16 protein-coding genes are annotated in these 19077 nt (G+C 70.3%); 5 read left to right on the top strand and 11 right to left on the bottom strand.

All coding sequences use genetic code 11. The features are described 5' to 3' along the window. Positions 1-144: 144 nt before the first annotated feature. Positions 145-1620: a hypothetical protein gene (locus ACFVYF_RS29815; RefSeq protein WP_389460314.1), complete on the bottom strand. Its 1476-nt coding sequence runs from the start codon at positions 1618-1620 to the stop codon at positions 145-147. 446 nt (positions 1621-2066) lie between these two features. Here ACFVYF_RS29815 and ACFVYF_RS29820 point away from each other — a divergent pair, with 446 nt between their 5' ends. After that, complete coding sequence (locus tag ACFVYF_RS29820) at positions 2067-2729, top strand: bifunctional DNA primase/polymerase (protein ID WP_389460316.1); 663 nt, start codon at positions 2067-2069, stop codon at positions 2727-2729. A 243-nt stretch (positions 2730-2972) separates the two neighbouring features. On the opposite strand, the gene ftsY is transcribed toward ACFVYF_RS29820, so the two are convergent. Further along, on the bottom strand, positions 2973-4187 hold the full coding sequence (ftsY, locus tag ACFVYF_RS29825; RefSeq protein ID WP_389460318.1) for a signal recognition particle-docking protein FtsY: 1215 nt from the start codon (positions 4185-4187) through the stop codon (positions 2973-2975). Between the two features lie 176 nt (positions 4188-4363). Here ftsY and ACFVYF_RS29830 point away from each other — a divergent pair, with 176 nt between their 5' ends. Both ACFVYF_RS29830 and ACFVYF_RS29835 read left to right on the top strand, forming a co-directional pair. Next, the gene (locus tag ACFVYF_RS29830; protein WP_389460320.1) at positions 4364-5815 is read left to right on the top strand and encodes a cytosine permease; all 1452 of its coding nucleotides are present in this window, start codon (positions 4364-4366) and stop codon (positions 5813-5815) included. Between the two features lie 87 nt (positions 5816-5902). Then, a complete protein-coding gene (locus ACFVYF_RS29835) occupies positions 5903-6883 on the top strand; it encodes an LLM class flavin-dependent oxidoreductase (protein ID WP_389460322.1) in 981 nt (326 codons plus the stop codon). A gap of 117 nt (positions 6884-7000) precedes the next feature. Here ACFVYF_RS29835 and ACFVYF_RS29840 read toward each other — a convergent pair whose 3' ends face one another. From ACFVYF_RS29840 to ACFVYF_RS29855, 4 genes are all read right to left on the bottom strand, one after another. Beyond that, the gene (locus ACFVYF_RS29840; protein ID WP_389460324.1) at positions 7001-8413 is read right to left on the bottom strand and encodes a sugar porter family MFS transporter; all 1413 of its coding nucleotides are present in this window, start codon (positions 8411-8413) and stop codon (positions 7001-7003) included. Positions 8414-8723: 310 nt separating this feature from the next. Then, positions 8724-12377, bottom strand: a complete 3654-nt coding sequence (locus tag ACFVYF_RS29845; protein ID WP_389460325.1) for an AAA family ATPase — start codon at positions 12375-12377, stop codon at positions 8724-8726. A gap of 204 nt (positions 12378-12581) precedes the next feature. Continuing rightward, positions 12582-12782, bottom strand: coding sequence for a hypothetical protein (locus ACFVYF_RS29850; RefSeq protein WP_389460327.1), 201 nt, complete (start codon positions 12780-12782; stop codon positions 12582-12584). A gap of 380 nt (positions 12783-13162) precedes the next feature. Next, positions 13163-13444 carry an acylphosphatase gene (locus tag ACFVYF_RS29855; RefSeq protein ID WP_383281508.1) on the bottom strand — a complete coding sequence of 94 codons (282 nt, stop codon included), beginning with the start codon at positions 13442-13444 and terminating at the stop codon, positions 13163-13165. Positions 13445-13586: 142 nt separating this feature from the next. On the opposite strand from ACFVYF_RS29855, the gene ACFVYF_RS29860 reads away from it, so the two are divergent. Then, positions 13587-14543, top strand: a complete 957-nt coding sequence (locus tag ACFVYF_RS29860; protein ID WP_389460329.1) for a CAP domain-containing protein — start codon at positions 13587-13589, stop codon at positions 14541-14543. Between the two features lie 164 nt (positions 14544-14707). After that, on the top strand, positions 14708-15136 hold the full coding sequence (locus tag ACFVYF_RS29865) for a winged helix-turn-helix transcriptional regulator (RefSeq protein ID WP_389460331.1): 429 nt from the start codon (positions 14708-14710) through the stop codon (positions 15134-15136). On the opposite strand, the gene mutM is transcribed toward ACFVYF_RS29865, so the two are convergent. The 5 genes from mutM to ACFVYF_RS29890 all read right to left on the bottom strand — a co-directional run bounded on the left by mutM (position 15133) and on the right by ACFVYF_RS29890 (position 19029). Then, positions 15133-15993 (bottom strand): bifunctional DNA-formamidopyrimidine glycosylase/DNA-(apurinic or apyrimidinic site) lyase, encoded by an 861-nt coding sequence (mutM, locus tag ACFVYF_RS29870; RefSeq protein ID WP_389460332.1) that lies wholly within the window; start codon positions 15991-15993, stop codon positions 15133-15135. The two genes, ACFVYF_RS29865 and mutM, sit on opposite strands and share 4 nt — an antisense overlap. A gap of 64 nt (positions 15994-16057) precedes the next feature. Continuing rightward, positions 16058-16975: a ribonuclease III gene (gene rnc, locus ACFVYF_RS29875; RefSeq protein ID WP_389460334.1), complete on the bottom strand. Its 918-nt coding sequence runs from the start codon at positions 16973-16975 to the stop codon at positions 16058-16060. Positions 16976-16994: 19 nt separating this feature from the next. Next, positions 16995-17168, bottom strand: coding sequence for a 50S ribosomal protein L32 (gene rpmF / locus ACFVYF_RS29880; RefSeq protein ID WP_028802425.1), 174 nt, complete (start codon positions 17166-17168; stop codon positions 16995-16997). Positions 17169-17170: 2 nt separating this feature from the next. Further along, complete coding sequence (locus ACFVYF_RS29885; protein WP_389460335.1) at positions 17171-17824, bottom strand: YceD family protein; 654 nt, start codon at positions 17822-17824, stop codon at positions 17171-17173. Positions 17825-17973: 149 nt separating this feature from the next. Next, positions 17974-19029, bottom strand: coding sequence for an ATP synthase F0 subunit B (locus ACFVYF_RS29890; protein WP_389460337.1), 1056 nt, complete (start codon positions 19027-19029; stop codon positions 17974-17976). Between the last annotated feature and the right edge of the window lie 48 nt (positions 19030-19077).

Below are 19077 nucleotides of genomic sequence, written 5' to 3' on the forward strand. Positions count from 1 at the left end.
CGGGGGGCAAACTCTTGGGTTTCTACAATCGCACGGGGCGGGGCCGGGGGTTCTTTTGCCGGGGTGGGGGGGCGGGGGGGGGGCCTTTGGGGCCGGGGCGGCCGGCCCCGGCGTACTGGGGCGGGCCGCTCGCGCGGCCCGCTGTCAGACCGCCTCGGCGGTCTCGGGCAGGTCGATGGCGAGCTGGTCGGTGAGGTCCACGACCTCGGCCAGCTCACCGAAATCGCGTACAGCCGTGTCGACGGTCTTTCGAATACGAGTGTTCACCCGCTCGGAGCGCACCTTCTTGGCGACCACCATGGCCTCCTTGGCCAGCACCGCGCTCCGCTCGGGCTCACGCTGGAGCAGATGCACCGTGGCCATGCCGATGAGATTGAGTGCGTACGAACGCTGGTGCTCGGTGTCCTTGGCGAAGAGGTCGACGGCCTGCTGCATCACGGGCTCCGCCATGGACGCGTAGGTGGGGCTGCGGCCCGCGACATAGGCGAGGTCGCGGTAGGAGTGGGAGTTCTCGCCGTGCAGCTCGGCCTCGGAGAAGAAGCGGACCCAGTCGGGGTCCGGGTCGTCCCACTCGTGGACGTCGGCGAAGGTGTCCTCGGCCATCCGGACGGCCCGCTTGCACTTTCCGGGCTGTCCCATGTTGGCGTAGGCGCGCGCCTCCATCGCATACAGCATGGCCTGGGTGCGCGGACTCGCGCAGTCCCGGCTGCCGTACTGAGCGAGATGGATGAGCTCCAGCGCGTCGTCGGGCCGCCCGAGGTGGATCATCTGGCGGCTCATGCTGGACAGGATGTACGACCCCAGCGGCTTGTCGCCCGCTTCCTTGGCGGCGTGCAGGGCGAGCACGAAGTACTTCTGCGCGGTGGGCTGGAGCCCCACGTCGTAGCTCATCCAGCCGGCCAGCTCGGCCAGCTCGGCCGCGACCTTGAAGAGCCGCTTGTTGGTGGCCTCGGGCTGGGGCTCCTGGAGCAGGTCCGTCACCTCGTGCAGCTGGCCGACGACCGCTTTGCGGCGCAGGCCGCCACCGCACTGGGCGTCCCACTGTCGGAACATCACCGTGGTGGACTCCAGGAGGTCCAGCTCGGGCCGGGAGAGCCGGCCGCCGCGGCGGGCGGAGGCGGGCGGTTCGGGCTCGCTGCGCGGGGCCGACGGGGTGGGCACGAGCCAGCGCTGCAGGGGCTCGATGAGGCTCGGGCCGGCGGCGAGGGCCAGTGAGCTCCCGAGGAAACCGCGCCGCGCCAGCATCAGGTCGCTGCGCGAGAACTCGCTGATCAGCGCCACTGTCTGCGGGCCGGTCCAGGGCAGGTCGACCCCGGACACGGACGGTGACTGATGAGGGGCGCGCAGGCCCAGGTCCTCTACGGCGACGACACAGCCGAAGCGCTCGGAGAACAGCTCGGAGAGGATTCGCGGGATCGGTTCCCGGGGGTTCTCGCCGTCCAGCCAGCGGCGGACGCGCGAGGTGTCCGTGGAGATGTGACTTGCGCCCAACTGGCGTGCTCTGCGGTTGACTTGACGCGCGAGCTCACCCTTCGACCAGCCGCTGCGCACGAACCACGAGCCCAACAGCTCATTGGGGCGCTTGTCAGCGTTCGTCCCGCCTCCGCCGTTGCCGCCCACTGGAACGCCCCCATCCCTGAGACCACTTGTACGCTGAGTGCGCCAAGCCCTATCAGAATGCCGGTAAATACGGCCGCCCGTCCGCTACTTCTCACCCTTCGAACGGGATACCGAGTTGCCTCCGGCATACCCACGAGTACATGCGTCCCCAGGACTCGTGCACTCAAAGTAATCCTACGATCACGGGTCCAGCCATGGCGATCGGGGAAACGCCACCATTCGCCACCCCTTCGAATGAACTCCCGCTCCCCTCCACGCGATTCACTTGACACATGACGGCCGGAGGTGGGCGGAGCGGTGTGCGCAGGGGCGCGCGCGGCCGAGCGCACCACCCCGGACACTTCCGCGCGCTGCCTGGACCGCGCAGGGCGGGGAAGCCGGAAACACAGAGTCACGTTCCGCATCCGTCACGTAACCACCCGCGCGCTGGACCCGTTGGAGGGGGCATGGGCTTCACGATCGGCGGCACTCGGGGGATTCGCGACATCCGGTCCGGCACACGTCGGCGCGGCCGCTCGTCGGAGTGCACCGCCGTGGCCGAGTTCACCGGACTGTGGGGCTGGGACGTGATCCCCGGTGCCCGGGCCGCGGGGGGTTCCTGCTCGTGCGGAAAGACCGACTGCCCCGCCCCTGGCGCACATCCGCTGGACTTCGCCTCGCCCGTCCCGGCCGGCGCCACCCTCGACCAAGTGTCCCAGGCCTGGGGTGAGTTCCCCGGCGCGGCGATGATGCTGCCCGTGGGCCGCGCGTTCGACGTGATCGAGGTCGCCGAGCCGGCCGGTCGCCGCGCGCTCGTCCGCCTCGAACGCATGGGGCTCCCGCTCGGCCCGGTCGCGGCGACTCCGGACGGCCGCGCCCACTTCTTCGTCGCCCCCGGCGCGGCGGCCGAACTTCCCGAGCTGCTCTACCGCATGGGCTGGGACGACGCCGCGCTCGACCTGCACGCCCTGGGCCCCGGCGCGTTCGTCACGGCCCCGCCCTCCGACCGCGGCGGCCTCGGTCCGGTCCGCTGGCTGCGCCCGCCCGAGCTGGACTCGGCGACGCGACCGCCGCAGGCACGGCTGCTCCTGGGGACGCTGGCCTACGTGGCCCACCGCTCGCGCGTGTAGCGCCGACCGGCACCGCACGCGAAGCGGCCCCGACCCCCTCGACCGTGTCACTCGGCGCCCGTTGCGCCCACCGGCACGGAACAGCGAAGCGCCGGCCGTCACCGCTCAACGAAGCGCCCGCCACCCCCTCGCACCGTGTCACTCGGCGCCCGTAGCGCCCCCGGCACCGCACACCGAAGCGCCCGCCCCCTTGCACCGTGGGGACGGGCGCCTCTTCGATCGCCTACCGGTCGCGGCAGGTGATCACTCTCCGATAAGGGCGTCAACGAACGCCTCCGGCTCGAACGGCGCCAGATCGTCCGCGCCCTCGCCCAGGCCCACCAGCTTGACGGGCACGCCCAGTTCGCGCTGTACGGCGATGACGATGCCGCCCTTGGCGGTGCCGTCGAGCTTGGTCAGCACGATGCCGGTGATATCGACGACCTCGGCGAACACCCGAGCCTGCACCAGGCCGTTCTGCCCGGTCGTGGCGTCGAGGACGAGCAGCACCTCGTCGAGCGGCGCGTGCTTCTCGACGACGCGCTTGACCTTGCCGAGCTCGTCCATGAGGCCGGTCTTGGTGTGCAGCCGGCCCGCGGTGTCGATGAGGACGACGTCCGCGCCCTCCGCGATGCCCTCCTTGACGGCGTCGAAGGCGATCGAGGCGGGGTCACCGCCCTCGGGGCCGCGCACGGTGCGGGCGCCGACGCGCTCGCCCCAGGTCTGCAGCTGGTCGGCGGCGGCGGCACGGAAGGTGTCGGCGGCGCCGAGCACCACGTTCTTGCCGTCGGCGACGAGCACGCGGGCGAGCTTGCCGGTGGTGGTGGTCTTGCCGGTGCCGTTGACCCCGACGACCATCACGATGCCCGGGGTGTCCAGGTTCGAGTCGGTCTTGACCTCACGGTCGAACTCGGGGACGAGGAGCGTGAGGAGCTCCTCGCGCAGCAGGGCGCGCAGTTCCTCGGGGGTCCGCGTGCCGAGCACCCGGACGCGCTCGCGCAGCCGCTCGACCAGTTCCTGGGTGGGCAGCACACCGACGTCGGCGGTGAGCAGCGTGTCCTCGATCTCCTCCCAGGTGTCCTCGTCGAGGTGCTCGCGCGACAGGAGCGTGAGCAGCCCCTTGCCGAGTGCGTTCTGGGAGCGGGAGAGCCGGGTGCGCAGGCGCACCAGGCGTCCGGCGGTCGGCTCCGGGACCTCGAGGGCGGGAGCCTCGGCCGGCGGCGCGGGTTCCTCGACGACGGGGGCCGACGGCTCCGGCTCGACGAGGGGAAGATCCACCTCCTCTATCGTGCGGCGCGGTTCGTCGCGCGGCGTCTCGGCCTCGTCGCCGACGTGCGGCTCGGCCGGCGGGGCGGTGAGGTCGGGCGCGGCGGGGGGCGGCGGGGGCAGCTGCTTCTTACGGCGAGTGCCGACCACGAGCCCGCCGAGCGCACCGATCACGACCACGGCGATGACTACAGCAAGGATGACGGTTTCCATAACCCACCCAGTATCGGCCATGGCTCTCGCGGTGACCCAGCCTGTGTTTTCCTCCAGGGCACATAAGCCGATCAGAGGAACCACTCGGCCTAAAGTACGATGATTCCTGCCCTTCGGCCCCCACTCCCCCCACCGGCTCCCCCGCCGAGCCGAGCGAGAGGTACGGACCCCGCTACATGAGCACCACCGCAGCATCCGATGGCGCCCTCGAAACCCGTGGCATAGAGCCGGTCCCCCGCGCCGAGCGCACCGCCAGGACCAGGGAACTGTTCCCCACCTGGGTCGCCGCCAACATCAGTGTCCTGCTGCTGACGATGGGCGCGAGCCTGGCCGTCACGTACGGGCTCAACTTCTGGCAGGCCCTCGCCGTCGGCGTCGCGGCGCCGGTCGTGTCGTACGGCCTGGTCGGGCTGATCGGCATCGCCGGCAAGCGCGGTGGCGCCCCCGGTATGGCCCTGTCCCGCGCGGTCTTCGGGCAGCGCGGGAATCTGCTCCCCGGCTCGCTGATCTGGATCGCCCGCTGGGGCTGGGAGACGATCAACGCGGTGACCGGCGCCTACGCCCTGCTCACCGTCCTGGACATCGTCCTCGGCATCAGGAGCAGCACGCTCCTGATCATCGTGACCCTGCTGTCCTTCGTGGTCACCACGTTCGCGATCTCGGGCCTGGGCATCAGCGCAGTCCAGAAGTGCAACAAGTGGGCGACGTACCTCTTCGGCGGCTTCTCCGTCCTCGTCCTCGGCTATCTGGTCGTGGACACGGACTGGGGCACGGTCTTCGACCGGCCGGCGGGTCCGACGTCCCTGATGATCACGGGTGTCGGCCTGATCGCCGCGGGCGGCATCAGCTGGGTGCCGTCGTCGCCGGACTTCACGCGCTATCTGCCGCGTACGGCGTCGTCCGCGGCGATCGTGCGCAACTCCATCGGCGGTGCCGGCATCGTCGTCCTGCCCATGGTCCTGATGGGCGCGGTGATGGCGGTCTCCACGCCGGACCTGGCCTCGGCGGCCGACCCGGTCTCGTTCCTCGGCGAGATCCTGCCGCTGTGGATCGCGGTGCCGTACCTGCTCATCGCCGTGGTCGGGATGCTGTTGATCAACGCGATGTCGATGTACTCGGCGGGCTTCACCGCGCAGACCCTCGGCTTCAAGGTGCCGCGCCACTGGGCGGTCTCGGTCAACGCCGTGATCTCGCTGGTCTTCGGCGGTGTCCTGATGCTGGTCGCCACCTCCTTCATGGGTTCCTTCATCGCCTTCCTCTCGCTGCTGGCGGTCGCGTTCTCGGCCTGGGTCGGCGTCTTCGGCGCGGACATGCTGCGCCGCGAGGAGTACGACGCCGAGGCCCTGCTCGACACCACCCGCACCAGCGCCTACTGGTACCGCGGCGGCTTCAGCCCGGCGGCGGTCGCGGCCTGGGCGGCGGGTCTCGGTTCGGGCCTGCTGTTCACCACGTCCGACTGGTTCACCGGGCCCCTGGCGTCGAACAACCCCGTCGGCGAGTACGGCCTCGGCTGGGTGGCCACCGTCGTGGTCTCCTTCCTGCTGTACGCCGTCCTGCCGAAGCTGGCGGTCGTCCCGGTCACCGCTCCGGCCGGCGCGCCGCAGGAGCCGGCGCCCGCGGCCGTCTAGACCGCCACACCCCTGGCCGTCTGACGCCCCGTCAGCTACCGTCCCCCTTCACCGGCACCCCGCCGCTCGGTGAAGGGGGACTTCTCCATGCCCGTAACGGTCGTACGTTTCAACCTCGTCGAGCCCGACGCCACGCCCGCGTCGCTGAGCGCCCGCTACCGGGCGGCGGTCGAGATGGCCGCGTACGCCGACGATCGCGGGATCACCACCGTGCAGACCGAGGAGCACCACGGCGTCGCCAACAACTGGCTGCCCGCGCCCTTCGCCTTCGCGGGCGCCGTCTTCGGTGCGACCCGGCACATCGCGGTCACCGTCTCGGCGGTCATCGGCCCGCTGCACGACCCGCTGCGCCTCGCCGAGGAGATCGCCGTCCTGGATCTGCTCAGCGGCGGCCGGCTCATCACGGTCGCGGGCATCGGCTACCGGCCCGAGGAGTACGCGCTCTTCGACGTCGAGTGGAAGCGGCGCGGCAAGCTCCAGGACGAGCTGCTGGAGACGGTGCTGAAGGCCTGGACGGGCGAGGAGTTCGAGTACCGCGGCCGCCGGGTGCGGATCACCCCGCGCCCCTTCTCCGACCCGCACCCCCTGCTGCTGGTGGGCGGCTCCTCGAAGGCGGCGGCACGGCGGGCGGCCCGCCTCGGGCTGCCGTTCTTCCCGAGCGCGCATCTGCCCGAACTGGAGGCGTACTACAAGGAACAGCTGATCGAGTACGGCACCGAGGGCTGGACCATGATGCCCTCGGCCGTCACACCGCTGCTGCACATCGCCGAGGATCCCGACCAGGTGTGGGCCGAGTACGGCGAGCACTTCCTGCACGAGGCGCGGACGTACGCCTCCTGGCAGTCCGGCGACATCCGCTCGGCGGTGAAGTCGGCGGCCACGACCGTCGACGAGCTGCGCGCCGAGGGCGTCTACCGGATCCTCACGCCCGGCCAGTGCGTGGAGCTGGGCCTGGACAGCCATGTCCTGCACCCGCTGTCCGGCGGGATGCCCGTCGACGAGGGCTGGCGCAGCCTGCACCTGTTCTGCGAAAACGTACTGCCCCGGCTCAAGGACCTCGAAGGCTGAGCCGGGGCGGTACGTCTCTTACGAGTACGAGGAGAGGGGCAGCGGGGACTTGGCCCTTCTCCCCGAGCTTCGGGGAGCCTGCGCGGGACTCCCGGGGAGTCCCGCGAAGCCGATGGGTCAGCCCATCTCCTCCAGGGACTTGCCCTTGGTCTCCTTCACGAACTTGAGCACGAAGGGGATGGAGAGGGCGGCCATGACCGTGTAGATCACGTAGGTCGCGGAGAGGTTCCAGTCGGACAGCGACGGGAAGCTCGCGGTGATGGCCCAGTTGGCGATCCACTGCGCGGAGGCAGCGACACCGAGCGCGGCGGCACGGATCTTGTTCGGGAACATCTCGCCGAGGAAGACCCAGACGACCACACCCCACGAGAGGGCGAAGAACAGGACGAAGACGTGGGCGGCGATCAGGGCGACCCAGCCCTGCGTGGCCGGCAGCTTGCCGTCGACGAGGTGGTAGGAGAAGGCCCAGGCCTCAAGGGCCAGACCGACGACCATGCCCACGGAACCGATGAGCGCGAGCGGCCGGCGGCCGACCCGGTCCACGAAGATCATGGCGATCACGGTGCCGATGATGTTGATGATCGACGTGGTGAACGAGTAGAAGAACGACTCCGACGGGTCGACACCGACCGACTGCCACAGCGTCGAGGAGTAGTAGAACGCGACGTTGATGCCGACGAACTGCTGGAAGACCGAGAGTCCGATACCGACCCAGACGATCGGCTTGAAGAAGAAGGTGCCGCCCAGCAGGTCCTTGAAGGTGGACTTGTGCTCGCGCCTCATGGCGAGCTCGATCTCGGCGACGCGGGCGTCCAGGTCGATGTGGTCGCCCTCGACCTCGGCGAGCACCTCACGGGCGCGTACGTCCTTGCCCGCGGAGATCAGGTAGCGCGGCGACTCGGGGATCGCGAAGGAGAGCAGACCGTAGAGCACGGCCGGGACGACCATCACACCGAGCATGACCTGCCAGGCCTCGAGGCCCATCACCTTGCCGCGCTGGTCACCGCCGGCGGCGTTCAGGATGCCCCAGTTGACCAGCTGGGAGATGGCGATGCCGACGACGATCGCGGCCTGCTGGAAGGAACCGAGACGGCCGCGGTACGCGGGAGGCGCGACCTCGGCGATGTAGGCGGGGCCGATCACGGAGGCCATACCGATGGCGAATCCGCCGATGATGCGCCAGAAGGCCAGGTCGTACAGCGCGAAGGGCAGCGCCGAACCCACGGCGCTGACCGTGAACAGCACGGCGGCGATCTGCATACAACGGATACGGCCGATGCGGTCCGCGATGCGGCCGGCGGTCGCGGCGCCGATGGCACAGCCGATCAGCGCGACGGCGATGACCTGGGCCAGGGTTCCGGAACCGATGTCGTAGCGGCTCCGGATCGCCTCTACGGCGCCGTTGATCACGGCACTGTCGTAGCCGAAGAGGAAACCGCCCATCGCGGCCGCTGCCGCGATGAAGATGACGTGCCCGAGATGATCGGGGTGAGCCGCCCTGGCTCCTGACTCCTGCGCTGTGCTGGTCACGTGAACTCCTCGGGCCACCGGCCTCACTGCCGGGGGTGGGGGCGAAGCCCTTCAGTGGTCCTACCAGTGGCGCATAACTTCGCGACACCCACCACCTGAAGGTAAAGGCAACGTTGCAGAGACTATGCCTTCATGTTTCGAAGTCAATAGTCGCCAACTGTGAATTTTTACCCCAAGCATCCTGCACTTGTGTTCAAGTCTTGAACACAACGCGGGGACATGGTCCGTCTACCCCGAGGAACGGAGGGCAAGCGGACGGACCTCCCGAAGGGGAGGTCGGCCAACGGATCCCGGGTGGGGCGGGGGCGCGTCAGCGCAGACGCTGGCTGATCACCTTCGACACACCGTCGCCCTGCATGGAGACGCCGTACAACGCGTCGGCGACCTCCATCGTGCGCTTCTGGTGGGTGATCACGATCAGCTGGGAGGCCTCCTGGAGCTCCTGCATGATCCGGATCAGGCGCTGCAGGTTGGTGTCGTCGAGCGCCGCCTCGACCTCGTCCATCACATAGAACGGGCTGGGCCGTGCCTTGAAGATCGACACCAGCATCGCCACGGCCGTCAGCGACCGCTCGCCGCCCGAGAGCAGGCTGAGCCGCTTGACCTTCTTGCCCGGGGGCCGGGCCTCGACGTCCACGCCCGTGGTGAGCATGTTGTCGGGATCGGTCAGGATCAGCCGTCCCTCGCCACCCGGGAACAGCCGGCTGAAGACGCCCTCGAACTGACGGGCCGTGTCCCGGAAGGCCTCGGTGAAGACCTGCTCGACGCGTTCGTCGACCTCCTTCACCACCTGAAGCAGGTCGATGCGCGTCTTCTTGAGGTCCTCCAGCTGCTCGCTGAGGAACTTGTGGCGTTCCTCCAGCGCGGCGAACTCCTCCAGGGCCAGCGGGTTGACCTTTCCGAGCTGCTGGTACGCCCGTTCGGCCGACTTGAGCCGTTTCTCCTGCTCGGCACGGTGGAACGGCCGGGGCTGGTTGCGCGGGTGCTCGGGATCCTCCGGGAGTTCCTCGCCCTCGGCGGGGAGCGAGGGCGGCACCGGCTGCTGCGGGCCGTACTCCTCGACCAGACCTGCCGGTTCGACGCCGAGCTCCTCCAGCGCCTTCGACTCCAGCTGCTCGATCCGCATCCGCTTCTCGGCGCCGAGCACCTCGCCGCGGTGCACCGAGTCCGTCAGCTTGTCGAGCTCGGCCTTGAGGTCACGTCCCTCGGTGCGGGCCTGGGTCAGCTCCTGCTCGCGCCGGGCCTTGGCGGCGTCCGCGGCGGTGCGCTCCTCGTCGGCCCGGGCGAGTGACACCTCGACGTGCGCGAGAAGCTGCCGCGCTCCGGAGGCGACGGCCTCGGCGACCGCCGCCTCGTGCCGCAGCCGGGCCCGGCGCTGCTCGGCACGCGCGCGTGCCTCGCGCTCGGCCCGCGCCGCCCGGTCCAGCCCGTCGGCCCGCCCCGCAAGTCCCTTGACCCGCTCCTCGTGCGTACGCACCTGGAGCCGGGCCTCCATCTCGGTCTGCCGTGCGTTGGCGCCGTCGGCGGCGAGCCGGTCGCGTACGGAGGTGTCCGGCTCCTCCTCCACCGGCATCTCCTCGGCGACGGCGAGCCGTTCGGCGAGTTCCTCGGCCTCCTCGACGGCACGGTCGAGGGCGTCCTGCGCCCGGGCGGCAGCGGCGGCACTCCGCTCGGCCTCTCCCGCCGCGCCGCGCGCCTGCCCCGCCAGCCGCCCCAACTGCTGTGCGACGGAGGACTTCGCCCGCTCGGCGGTCCGGCGCCGCTCCCCCGCCTCCTCGACGAGGGCGGCCCGTTCCGCGCGCTGTTCGGCGGCCCGGTGCTGTGCCTCCCCGAGCTCCTCGCAGCGCACGGCCAGCTCCTCGAGCTCCGCCGCCGCCTGGTCGACGGAGGCCTGCACCTCCAGCAGGCTCGGGGCCCCGGCGGACCCGCCGTGCGCGAAGTGCGCCCCCAGCAGGTCGCCGTCGGCGGTCACCGCGGTCAGCTCCGGCCGCGCGTAGACGAGGTCCTCGGCGTCTTCGAGGGTTCCGACGACGACGATCCCGCGCAGCAACCGCCGTACGGCGGGCATCAGTTCGGCGGGACCACGGACGAGGTCGGCGGCGAGCGGGGGACCACTGGACTGAGGCTGCGGGCTTACGTCGCCGGTCGCGCCGGAGGCAGGCGCTGTGGAGGCGGTCGCCGCCGCCGCGGACCGCGCCCCGTCCGGGCCGGTGCCCTCGCCGGGGCTCGTGGCCGGCGTCTCGGGTGCTCCGGACAGCAGCAGCGCCGCCCGGCCCGCGTCCTGCTTGCGCAGCAGACGGATGGCCTCGGCCGCCGCGGCGGGGGTCGTCACCGCGATCGCGTCCGCCGCCGCACCGAAGGCCGCAGCGAGCGGGACCTCGAAACCGGGGGCCACCGAGAGCAGTTCGGCGGCCGGGCCGAGCAGACCGGTGAGCCGGTCCCGGGCTCCCAGCAGGGCGCCCGTGCCGTCCTTGCGGCGCAGTCCGAGGGCGAGGGCCTCGTGCCGTGCCTGGGTGGCGGCGCGTCTGCGTTCGGCGGCCGTCGCCGCCTCACGGGCGGCGGTGAGACCGGTTTCCGCCTCGGCGAGCGCTTGTTTCGCGGCCTCGTGCCGCTCCGTCAGCTCCGCGTCGTCCGCGTCGAGCCCGTCGACCTCGGCCTGCAGCTGCTCGTACTCCTCCTGCGCCGCGACCGCGCGCTCCTGGGCCTCGTCCCGGGCGGCGGCCAGCCGGTCGATCTCGGCCTGGGCGGAGGCGGCCCGGGAACGAGCGGCGTTGACCTGGCCGTTGAGCCGGGCCAGCCCCTCGCGGCGATCGGCGATGGCGCGGGCCACGTCCTTGAGCCGGCGTTCCTCGACGGTGAGGTCGCGCTCCAGCTGGGCGCGGTGCGCGACCGTGTCCTCCAGCGCGTGCTCGGCGGCCTCCAGAGCCGCTTCGAGCTCGGCCTCCTGCTCGCGGATCCGGGCGGCCTCGCGCTCCAGGTCCTCGGGGTCGCGTCCGCGCCGTTCCTCGTCGGGTGCGGAGGTGGCGCTCTTCACGCGCGCGTCGGCCAGCGAGATCGTGCCCCGCACCCGCTCGGCGAGCTGCGAGAGTTCGTACCAGGTCTGCTGGGCGCGCTGGAGACGGGGGGTGAGCCGGCGGACCTCGTCCTCCAGGAGCGCCTCGCGCTGCAGCGCCTTCCTCAGCTCGGCCTCGGCGGCGTCCTTACGTTCCTTGAGCGCGGCTTCGTCGGCGACCTCGGCCCGCAGCGCCTGCCGCAGCCGTACGAGATCGTCGGCGAGCAGCCGGAGCCGGGCGTCGCGCAGGTCGGCCTGGATCACCGCCGCCCGGCGGGCCACCGCGGCCTGCCGTCCGAGGGGCTTCAACTGCCGCCGCAACTCGTCCGTCAGGTCCTGGACGCGGGCCAGGTTCGCCTGCATCGCGTCCAGCTTCCGCAGCGCCTTCTCCTTGCGCTTGCGGTGCTTGAGAACGCCCGCGGCCTCCTCGATGAAGGCCCGGCGGCCCATCGGATCGGCGTGCAGGACGGAGTCGAGCTGGCCCTGGCCGACGATGACGTGCATCTCGCGGCCGATGCCGGAGTCGGAGAGCAGTTCCTGGATGTCGAGGAGCCGGCAGGTGTCGCCGTTGATCTGGTACTCGCTGCCGCCATTGCGGAACATGATCCGCGTGATGGTGACCTCGGCGTACTCGATGGGCAGCGCGCCGTCGGAGTTGTCGATGGTGAGCGACACCTCGGCCCGGCCGAGCGGCGGCCGCCCGGTCGTGCCGGCGAAGATGACGTCCTCCATCTTGCCGCCGCGCAGCGACTTGGCCCCCTGCTCGCCCATGACCCAGCTCAGCGCGTCCACGACATTGGACTTGCCCGAGCCGTTCGGACCCACGACACACGTGATGCCCGGCTCGAACCGCAGCGTGGTCGCCGAGGCGAACGATTTGAACCCGCGCAGGGTGAGGGCCTTGAGGTGCACGCCGCCGGACTCTACCTTTCGCGCCCTGTCTCACTCCATGAACGCGCGGTTTCACCCATGAACGTGCAGGGCACACCATCCGTTAAAGAGAGTGAAGAGCGCGGGGGGCAAGAAGAAGGGACGCCGAAGAGGCGTCCCTTGCAAATCTGACTTAGCGGTTGATGGGGCTGCCCCAATCACTGCTGTCGTGGAGCGGTGCAGCGATCAGGTGAGCGCAGGCTCCGCCTGGGGTACGTCGATGCTCTCAAAGGGGTCGTGAGAAGCGGCAGCCGCGAGCGCGTCGTTCTCGGCCTGAATCCGTACCAGCTCGGATTCGAGGTCCTGGACGCGCTGCTGGAGCCGTCGCATCTCGGCGATGAGCCGCGGGTCGGAGCCGCCGACGTAACCGAGAAGCGCCTTTGCCATGATGGATGGTCCTCCACACTGAGTGACCGACCGAAGCGGTGTGGGTCGTGAGGGAATCGCACCCGCGATGCTTGACACTCTTGAGTTCTTGCTGCCGTTCCTACATGCCAAACAGCTAAGGTGCGCGGGGCTTTCAGCGTCTCACCAAAAAGTTTGACGGTCAACACGATCACACCCCGTATTGGCGGGCAACCCTGGGGCGCGCGGCCCGGAACGGGCGGCGCTGCTACTCCTGCGGGGCCCTGAGGGCGTGGAGATCATCGTTAACCGCGGAGCCTGCCACGACGAGCCGTTCTTGGCAACCACCAGCACCTTTCCGCTCCCGGCAGGTGCCGCCGGCGTGTCCTGAGGGTCCGGTGCGGGGGTTTCCGGCGCCGCCGTCAGCGGATGGCGAAGCCGTCGTAGATCCCGCGGGGCGTGTCCCATATCTCAGTGACTCCGTCCACACGCCCGGGTGTGTCGTCCCCGTGCAGCCAGTCCAGCAGCCCCTCGCAGTCGATCCGGGGCCCTTCCGCGACCACTTGGACCCGTCCGTCGTCCAGATTGAGAGCAAAACCACTCAGCCCGCCGATCTCCAGCGCCTTGGCCCGCGTGAACCAGCGGAAACCCACTCCCTGGACCCGTCCGCGCACCCAGGCGACGAGCCGTACATCCTCGTTCATGGGTGAACGCTAACGGGACAAAGTCTCTCTGGACACTTCCTCCCCTCGCGCCATGGGGTACCGTCCCGACCCAATGAGTCTCATATGAAACTCACTCGTTCGAGTGAGTGATGCTGACCGCGAGAATGAGGAAGGCCAAGAGATGGGACGCCACCGACGCTCCGACGCCGGCCGCGCCGCCACAAGCCGCGCCACCGGGGTCACCGATACACATCGGTCACACACGGAAAGCTACGGGCCGGAGAACCTGTACGGCTATGCCGCCGTGGCCGACCTCCCGCACGGCGCCGCCGCCCGCTCGCACCGCAAGAAGAAGGCCGCGACGCCCGTGCGCACCGGTCTGCTCGGCGTCTCCGCCGCGGTCGCCCTGGGCACCGCCGCGATGGCCTCCGGCGTACTGCCCGGCACTGACGGCTACTCCCTCGGCGGCGGCAACGGCTCGGACAAGGTCCAGGCCGCCAACACCCCGTCGAACCTGGAGACCGAGCAGGGCGGCACGTCGGGTGCCGCGGACGACCGCGAGGACGACGGCTCCACGAGCCGCGGCTCCGAGCGCTCGGTCTCGCCCTCCGCCGCCCCGACGACGAAGACCCCCCAGAAGCCGTCGGCGACGCCCTCCAAGAAGCCGTCCGCCAAGCCCGAGAAGCCGCAGGCGACCAAGAAGCCCAGCCACGCGGCCCCGAAGGCACCCGAGACCACCGCCCCCGCGACGGTGTCCGCGGAGACCGCGGCCGAGGCCGAGGTGCTGCGGCTCGTCAACGAGGAGCGGGCCAAGGTCGGCTGCAGCGCGGTGGCGGCGAACAGCGGACTGTCCCAGCTGGCCTCCGCGTTCAGCAAGGACATGGCCGCGCGTGACTTCTTCGACCACACCGACCCGAGCGGGGCCTCCCCCTGGGACCGGGCGGCGAAGGCCGGCATCACCGACCTGGGCGGCGAGAACATAGCCCGCGGCCAGGCCACCGCCGAGGCGGTCATGGAGGCCTGGATGAACAGCCCCGGCCACCGCGCGAACATCCTGAACTGCGACTTCAAGACGCTGGGAGTCGGCGCGCACTTCGCCTCCGGCGGCCCCTGGTGGACGCAGGACTTCGGCTACTAGCAAGCTCACCGGTGGACGTAAACGCTTGCGCAAGCGTTTACGTCCACCGATGCGTTTACGCCCTTCACCTTTCGCCTCACCCTTGCCTTGTGACAGCCGTGGCTCGCTAACTCATGGTTAGTGCCCCCCTTTGGTTAGCGCTGCGTCGGAGTATGCTCGCGGTCATGGAACCCAACGCACAGGCCGACGCGGTCACCGAAAGCGGCGAGTGTCCCGACCTGGCGTACGACGTGTTCGCGCGCAGCTGTCCGTCCCGCGGCACGCTGGAGCACGTCACCGGCCGCTGGGGCTCGCTCACCCTCGGAGCCCTGCACGAGGGCACGTTCCGCTTCAACGAGCTGCGCCGCCGCGTCGACGGCGTCAGCGAGAAGATGCTCTCCCAGACGCTGCACGCCCTGGAGCGCGACGGTCTGGTGCACCGCGAGGCGCAGCCGACGAACCCCCCGCGTGTGGACTATGAACTGACGCCGCTCGGGCGCGAGGTCGCCGAGCGGCTGCTGACCCTCATCCGCTTCGTGGAGGGCCGGATGGACGACGTACTGGAGTCGCGGGAGCGCTACGACACGGCGCGCGCGGCAAAGGCAGACGTCTAAGACGTGATGCGCGGCGCCCGCTGGCACTTCGGGCAGAAGTAGCTGGAGCGGTTCATCCAGGCGCGCCGCCGCATCGGAGTGGCGCAGCGCCGGCACGGCAGTCCCTCACGGCCGTACGCGTCGAGCGAACGGTCGAAGTAGCCCGACTCGCCGTTCACGTTGACGTACAGGCTGTCGAAGCTGGTGCCGCCCACGCTGAGGGCCGCGTTCATCACGTCCCGTACGTGGCCGAGGAGTTCGGCCGTGCGCGGGCGGGTGAAGGTGGCGGTGGGTCGCTCGTAGTGAATCCGCGCGCGCCAAAGCGCCTCGTCCGCATAGATGTTGCCGACGCCGCTGATCAACGACTGGTCGAGCAGGGCCCGTTTGACGGTCGTACGGCGTCGGCGCAGCGCCTCGTGGAAGGCGCCGTCGTCGAAGAGCGGGTCGAGGGGGTCGCGCGCGATGTGGGAGATGACGTCCGGCAGGCCGTCCGGCGTCGTCTCGTGCAACGAGAGGCCGCCGAAGGTGCGTTGGTCGACGAAGCGGAGCTCGGTGCCGAGGGCGTCGGCGAACCGGACACGGATGCGCAGATGTTTCTCGTCGGGGGCCTCGTACGGCTGCACCAGCAGCTGACCGCTCATGCCGAGGTGGGCGAGGATCGCGGTGCCGGTGGTCTCCAGCGGCAGCCAGAGGTACTTGCCGCGGCGGCTCGGGGTGCCGACGCGCTGCCCCTTGAGCCGGTGTGCGAAGTCCTCGCCGCCCGCGGTGTGGCGCCGGACGGCACGCGGATGCAGCACCTCGGCCTCGGCGACGGTCCGGTGGGCGACCCACCGCTCCAGTCCGCGCCGTACGACCTCGACCTCGGGCAGTTCAGGCATATCGGGCTCCCCCACGCACCATAGCGCCCGCCCCTTGCGGGGCGGGCGCTCGGTCGACTTGTTGTCAGGCGGACGTCGAGGAGGCGTCGGCGTCCGCCTCGACGTGCTCAGCGGCGCCGGCATACCGGGCGGCCTCGGCCGCCTGAGCCGTTTCAGCGGCCCGGGTGACCTCGGCCGCCTGAGCGGCTTCGGCTGCCTGGACCTTGACTGCCTGGGCGGCCTCGGCGGCCGCCGCCTTCACACGTTCGTCCGCGGCGGAGCGGATGGAGCGCCACGCGGACTCCGCGGCCTGCTGCTCCGCCTCCTTCTTGCTGCGGCCGGTGCCGGTGCCGTACGAGACGCCTCCGACGCGGGCGGCAGCAGTGAAGGTCTTCTCGTGGTCCGGGCCCGTCTCCGAGACCAGGTACTCGGGAACGCCGAGCCCCTCGGTCGCGGTGAGCTCCTGGAGACTGGTCTTCCAGTCCAGGCCCGCACCCAGATTCGAGGACTTCTCGATCAGCGGATCGAAGAGCCGGTGGACGAGTTCGCCCGCCGCTTCCAGACCCTGGTCGAGATAGACCGCGCCGATCACCGCTTCAAGGGTGTCGGCGAGGATGGATGCCTTGTCCCGGCCTCCCGTGCCTTCCTCGCCCCGGCCGAGCCGGATGAAGGAGCCGAGTTCGAGGCCGCGGCCCACTTCCGCCAGCGCACGCGAATTGACCACCGCGGCCCGCAGCTTGGCCAGTTGGCCTTCTGGGAGGTCGGGGTGGGTGCGGTACAGCGTGTCCGTCACCACGAGGCCGAGGACGGAGTCCCCGAGGAACTCCAGGCGCTCGTTGGTGGGCAGGCCGCCGTTCTCGTACGCGTAGGAACGGTGGGTCAGCGCACGCACCAGAAGGGCGGACTCCAGCTTGTAGCCGAGCCGCCCTTCCAGAAGCGTGTGGGACGAGGCTGTGTTGTCCGCCTTGTTCTTGGCGTTTGCATCCGCCTTGGCGTCAGACATCAGACCTCTCACCGGCCGCTCAGACCTCGAGGACCTGGCGCTTGTTGTAGGTGCCGCAAGCAGGGCAGGCGATGTGCTGCTGCTTGGGCTCGTGGCAGCGCTCGCACGCAACCAGGGTGGGGACCGCAGCCTTCCACTGCGACCGGCGGTGGCGCGTGTTGCTGCGCGACATCTTCCGCTTCGGAACAGCCACGGCTACTTCTCCTGCTTCTCGTCGACGTGCGCTGATGGAAGCGCGCCGCCGCTCAACTCGTCCTTCTCGCCGTCTCCGGATGAACCAGCGAGTCCCTGCAGTGCCGCCCAACGGATGTCGACGGCGTCGTGGTGGTGGTCCGGGTCGTCCGCGAGCCGGGCTCCGCACTGGGAGCACAGGCCGGGGCAGTCGTCCTGGCACACCGGCTGCATCGGCAGTGCGAGCACCACCGCATCACGCAGCACGGGTTCGAGGTCGAACAAGCCGTCCTCGATGAAAAGCCTGTCCTCGTCGTCCTCGGCGTCGTCGGCCGGCTCCGCTTTGACACGGCCCCGGTCGTCGGCGTCAGGGTACGAGAACATCTCCTGGAAGTCCGCTGCGAGCTGCTGCTCAAGCGGCTCCAGACACCTTACGCACTCCCCCTCAGCCGATGCACGGGCGGTGCCTGTGACAAGCACCCCTTCCATGACCGACTCGAGCCGGAGTTCGAGCTTCACCGGAGCGCCTTCCGGCACTCCGATGACACCCTGCAGACCGAGGTCCTTGGGAGCGTCGATCGTGCGGGTCAGGCGCTGCAGCGCACCAGGACGCCGACCCAGCTCGTGTGTGTCGAACACGAGGGGGTTTCGGTGGTCGAGGTGGGCGTTCAGAACCATTCCTGCTTTCGATCTTCGATGCTTGTTCGATGCTCGGGGGGCGCCGCCCCGATGTTCCGGGCAGCGGTGATCGCGGACGTACGCGCGACCGAAGAGCCAGGATACTGGACCTTTCGCTCACGGCCCAATCCGGTGCCCGCTCCCCGCGCTCACTGGCCGCCGCGCCCCTGTTCGTACGCCCGCAGCTGCTCCGCGCTGATCATGCCGGTGTCGAAGAGGCTGGTCTCGTCGAGCGCGTGCGTCTGCTGCTGGTACGCCTGCTGCTGCGCCTGGTCGTACGCGGCCTGCTGGGCCTGCTGGTCGTAGGACTGCTGCGGGTACGCGGCGTACGGATCGGCCTGCTGATAGCCGTAGGCGTCCTGCTGGACGTACTGCTGCTGCTGATACCCGTAGGGATCGGGCTGCTGCTGGTACGCGTACTGGTCCTGCTGCCCGTAGGACGGCTGGACCGGCACCTCGGGGACCGGCGCGGGCTGCTCGGGGGCCTCCGCTACGGCGAGGCCGGCGAGGTAGTCGGAGTCGTTGGTGTGCTGGACGGGCGCGCCGTCGTCGTCCGTGAGGAGCCCCAGGTCGTCGCTGGCGATCCGGCCGTGCAGCTTCTGGCGGCCGCGGCCGACGGCCTCCAGGGTCTTGGCGAGGACGGCCTCGAAGGCGCCGAGCTTGACGTCGACGTAGTCGTCGGCCGTGCGGCGCAGCGTCTCCGGGTCGTGGCTGCGCTCCGGGGCGTCCTCGTCCTCGTATCCCTGCTCGTCGACGCCGGGGCCGGTGCCGAGGAGCTTCTCGCGGCCGCGGCCGACCGAGCCGAGGGTCTTGGTGAGGACGACCTCGAAGTTGGCGAGCTTGGAGTCGACGTAGTCGTCGGCCTCGGCGCGGATCTCCTCGGCCTCCTGGCGGGCCTCGGCGAGGATCCGCTCCGCCTCGTTCTGGGAGCGGCGGGCGACCTCGGTGTCGGAGATCAGGGAACCGCGCTCCGCGTGGGCGGTCTCGATGATCCGCTCGGCCTCCTGGCGGGCCTGCTCGACCAGCTGTTCCCGGCCGCCGATCAGCTCCTGCGCCTGGGCGAGGGAGCCGGGCAGGGCCTGGCGCACCTCTTCGAGCATCGAGAGCAGCTCGGCGCGGTTGACCACGCACGAGGCCGACATGGGCATGGAACGGGCGCTGCCGACCGCCGAGACGATCTCATCGAGCTTCTTCTGCACGTCCACCGTGTGCTCGCCACTCTCTACAGCTGTGATGGAGACGGACGGATCGAC

Origin of the sequence: Streptomyces sp. NPDC058274, from assembly GCF_042881375.1 — a bacterium.
GTDB lineage: Bacteria > Actinomycetota > Actinomycetes > Streptomycetales > Streptomycetaceae > Streptomyces.

Coding starts and splice junctions, on each gene's coding strand:
- ACFVYF_RS29820 (WP_389460316.1), top strand. CDS start 2,067: ATGGGCTTCACGATCGGCGGCACTCGGGGGATTCGCGACATCCGGTCC.
- ftsY (WP_389460318.1), bottom strand. CDS start 4,187: ATGGAAACCGTCATCCTTGCTGTAGTCATCGCCGTGGTCGTGATCGGT.
- ACFVYF_RS29830 (WP_389460320.1), top strand. CDS start 4,364: ATGAGCACCACCGCAGCATCCGATGGCGCCCTCGAAACCCGTGGCATA.
- ACFVYF_RS29835 (WP_389460322.1), top strand. CDS start 5,903: ATGCCCGTAACGGTCGTACGTTTCAACCTCGTCGAGCCCGACGCCACG.
- ACFVYF_RS29850 (WP_389460327.1), bottom strand. CDS start 12,782: ATGGCAAAGGCGCTTCTCGGTTACGTCGGCGGCTCCGACCCGCGGCTC.
- ACFVYF_RS29855 (WP_383281508.1), bottom strand. CDS start 13,444: ATGAACGAGGATGTACGGCTCGTCGCCTGGGTGCGCGGACGGGTCCAG.
- ACFVYF_RS29860 (WP_389460329.1), top strand. CDS start 13,587: ATGGGACGCCACCGACGCTCCGACGCCGGCCGCGCCGCCACAAGCCGC.
- ACFVYF_RS29865 (WP_389460331.1), top strand. CDS start 14,708: ATGGAACCCAACGCACAGGCCGACGCGGTCACCGAAAGCGGCGAGTGT.
- mutM (WP_389460332.1), bottom strand. CDS start 15,993: ATGCCTGAACTGCCCGAGGTCGAGGTCGTACGGCGCGGACTGGAGCGG.
- rnc (WP_389460334.1), bottom strand. CDS start 16,975: ATGTCTGACGCCAAGGCGGATGCAAACGCCAAGAACAAGGCGGACAAC.
- ACFVYF_RS29885 (WP_389460335.1), bottom strand. CDS start 17,824: ATGGTTCTGAACGCCCACCTCGACCACCGAAACCCCCTCGTGTTCGAC.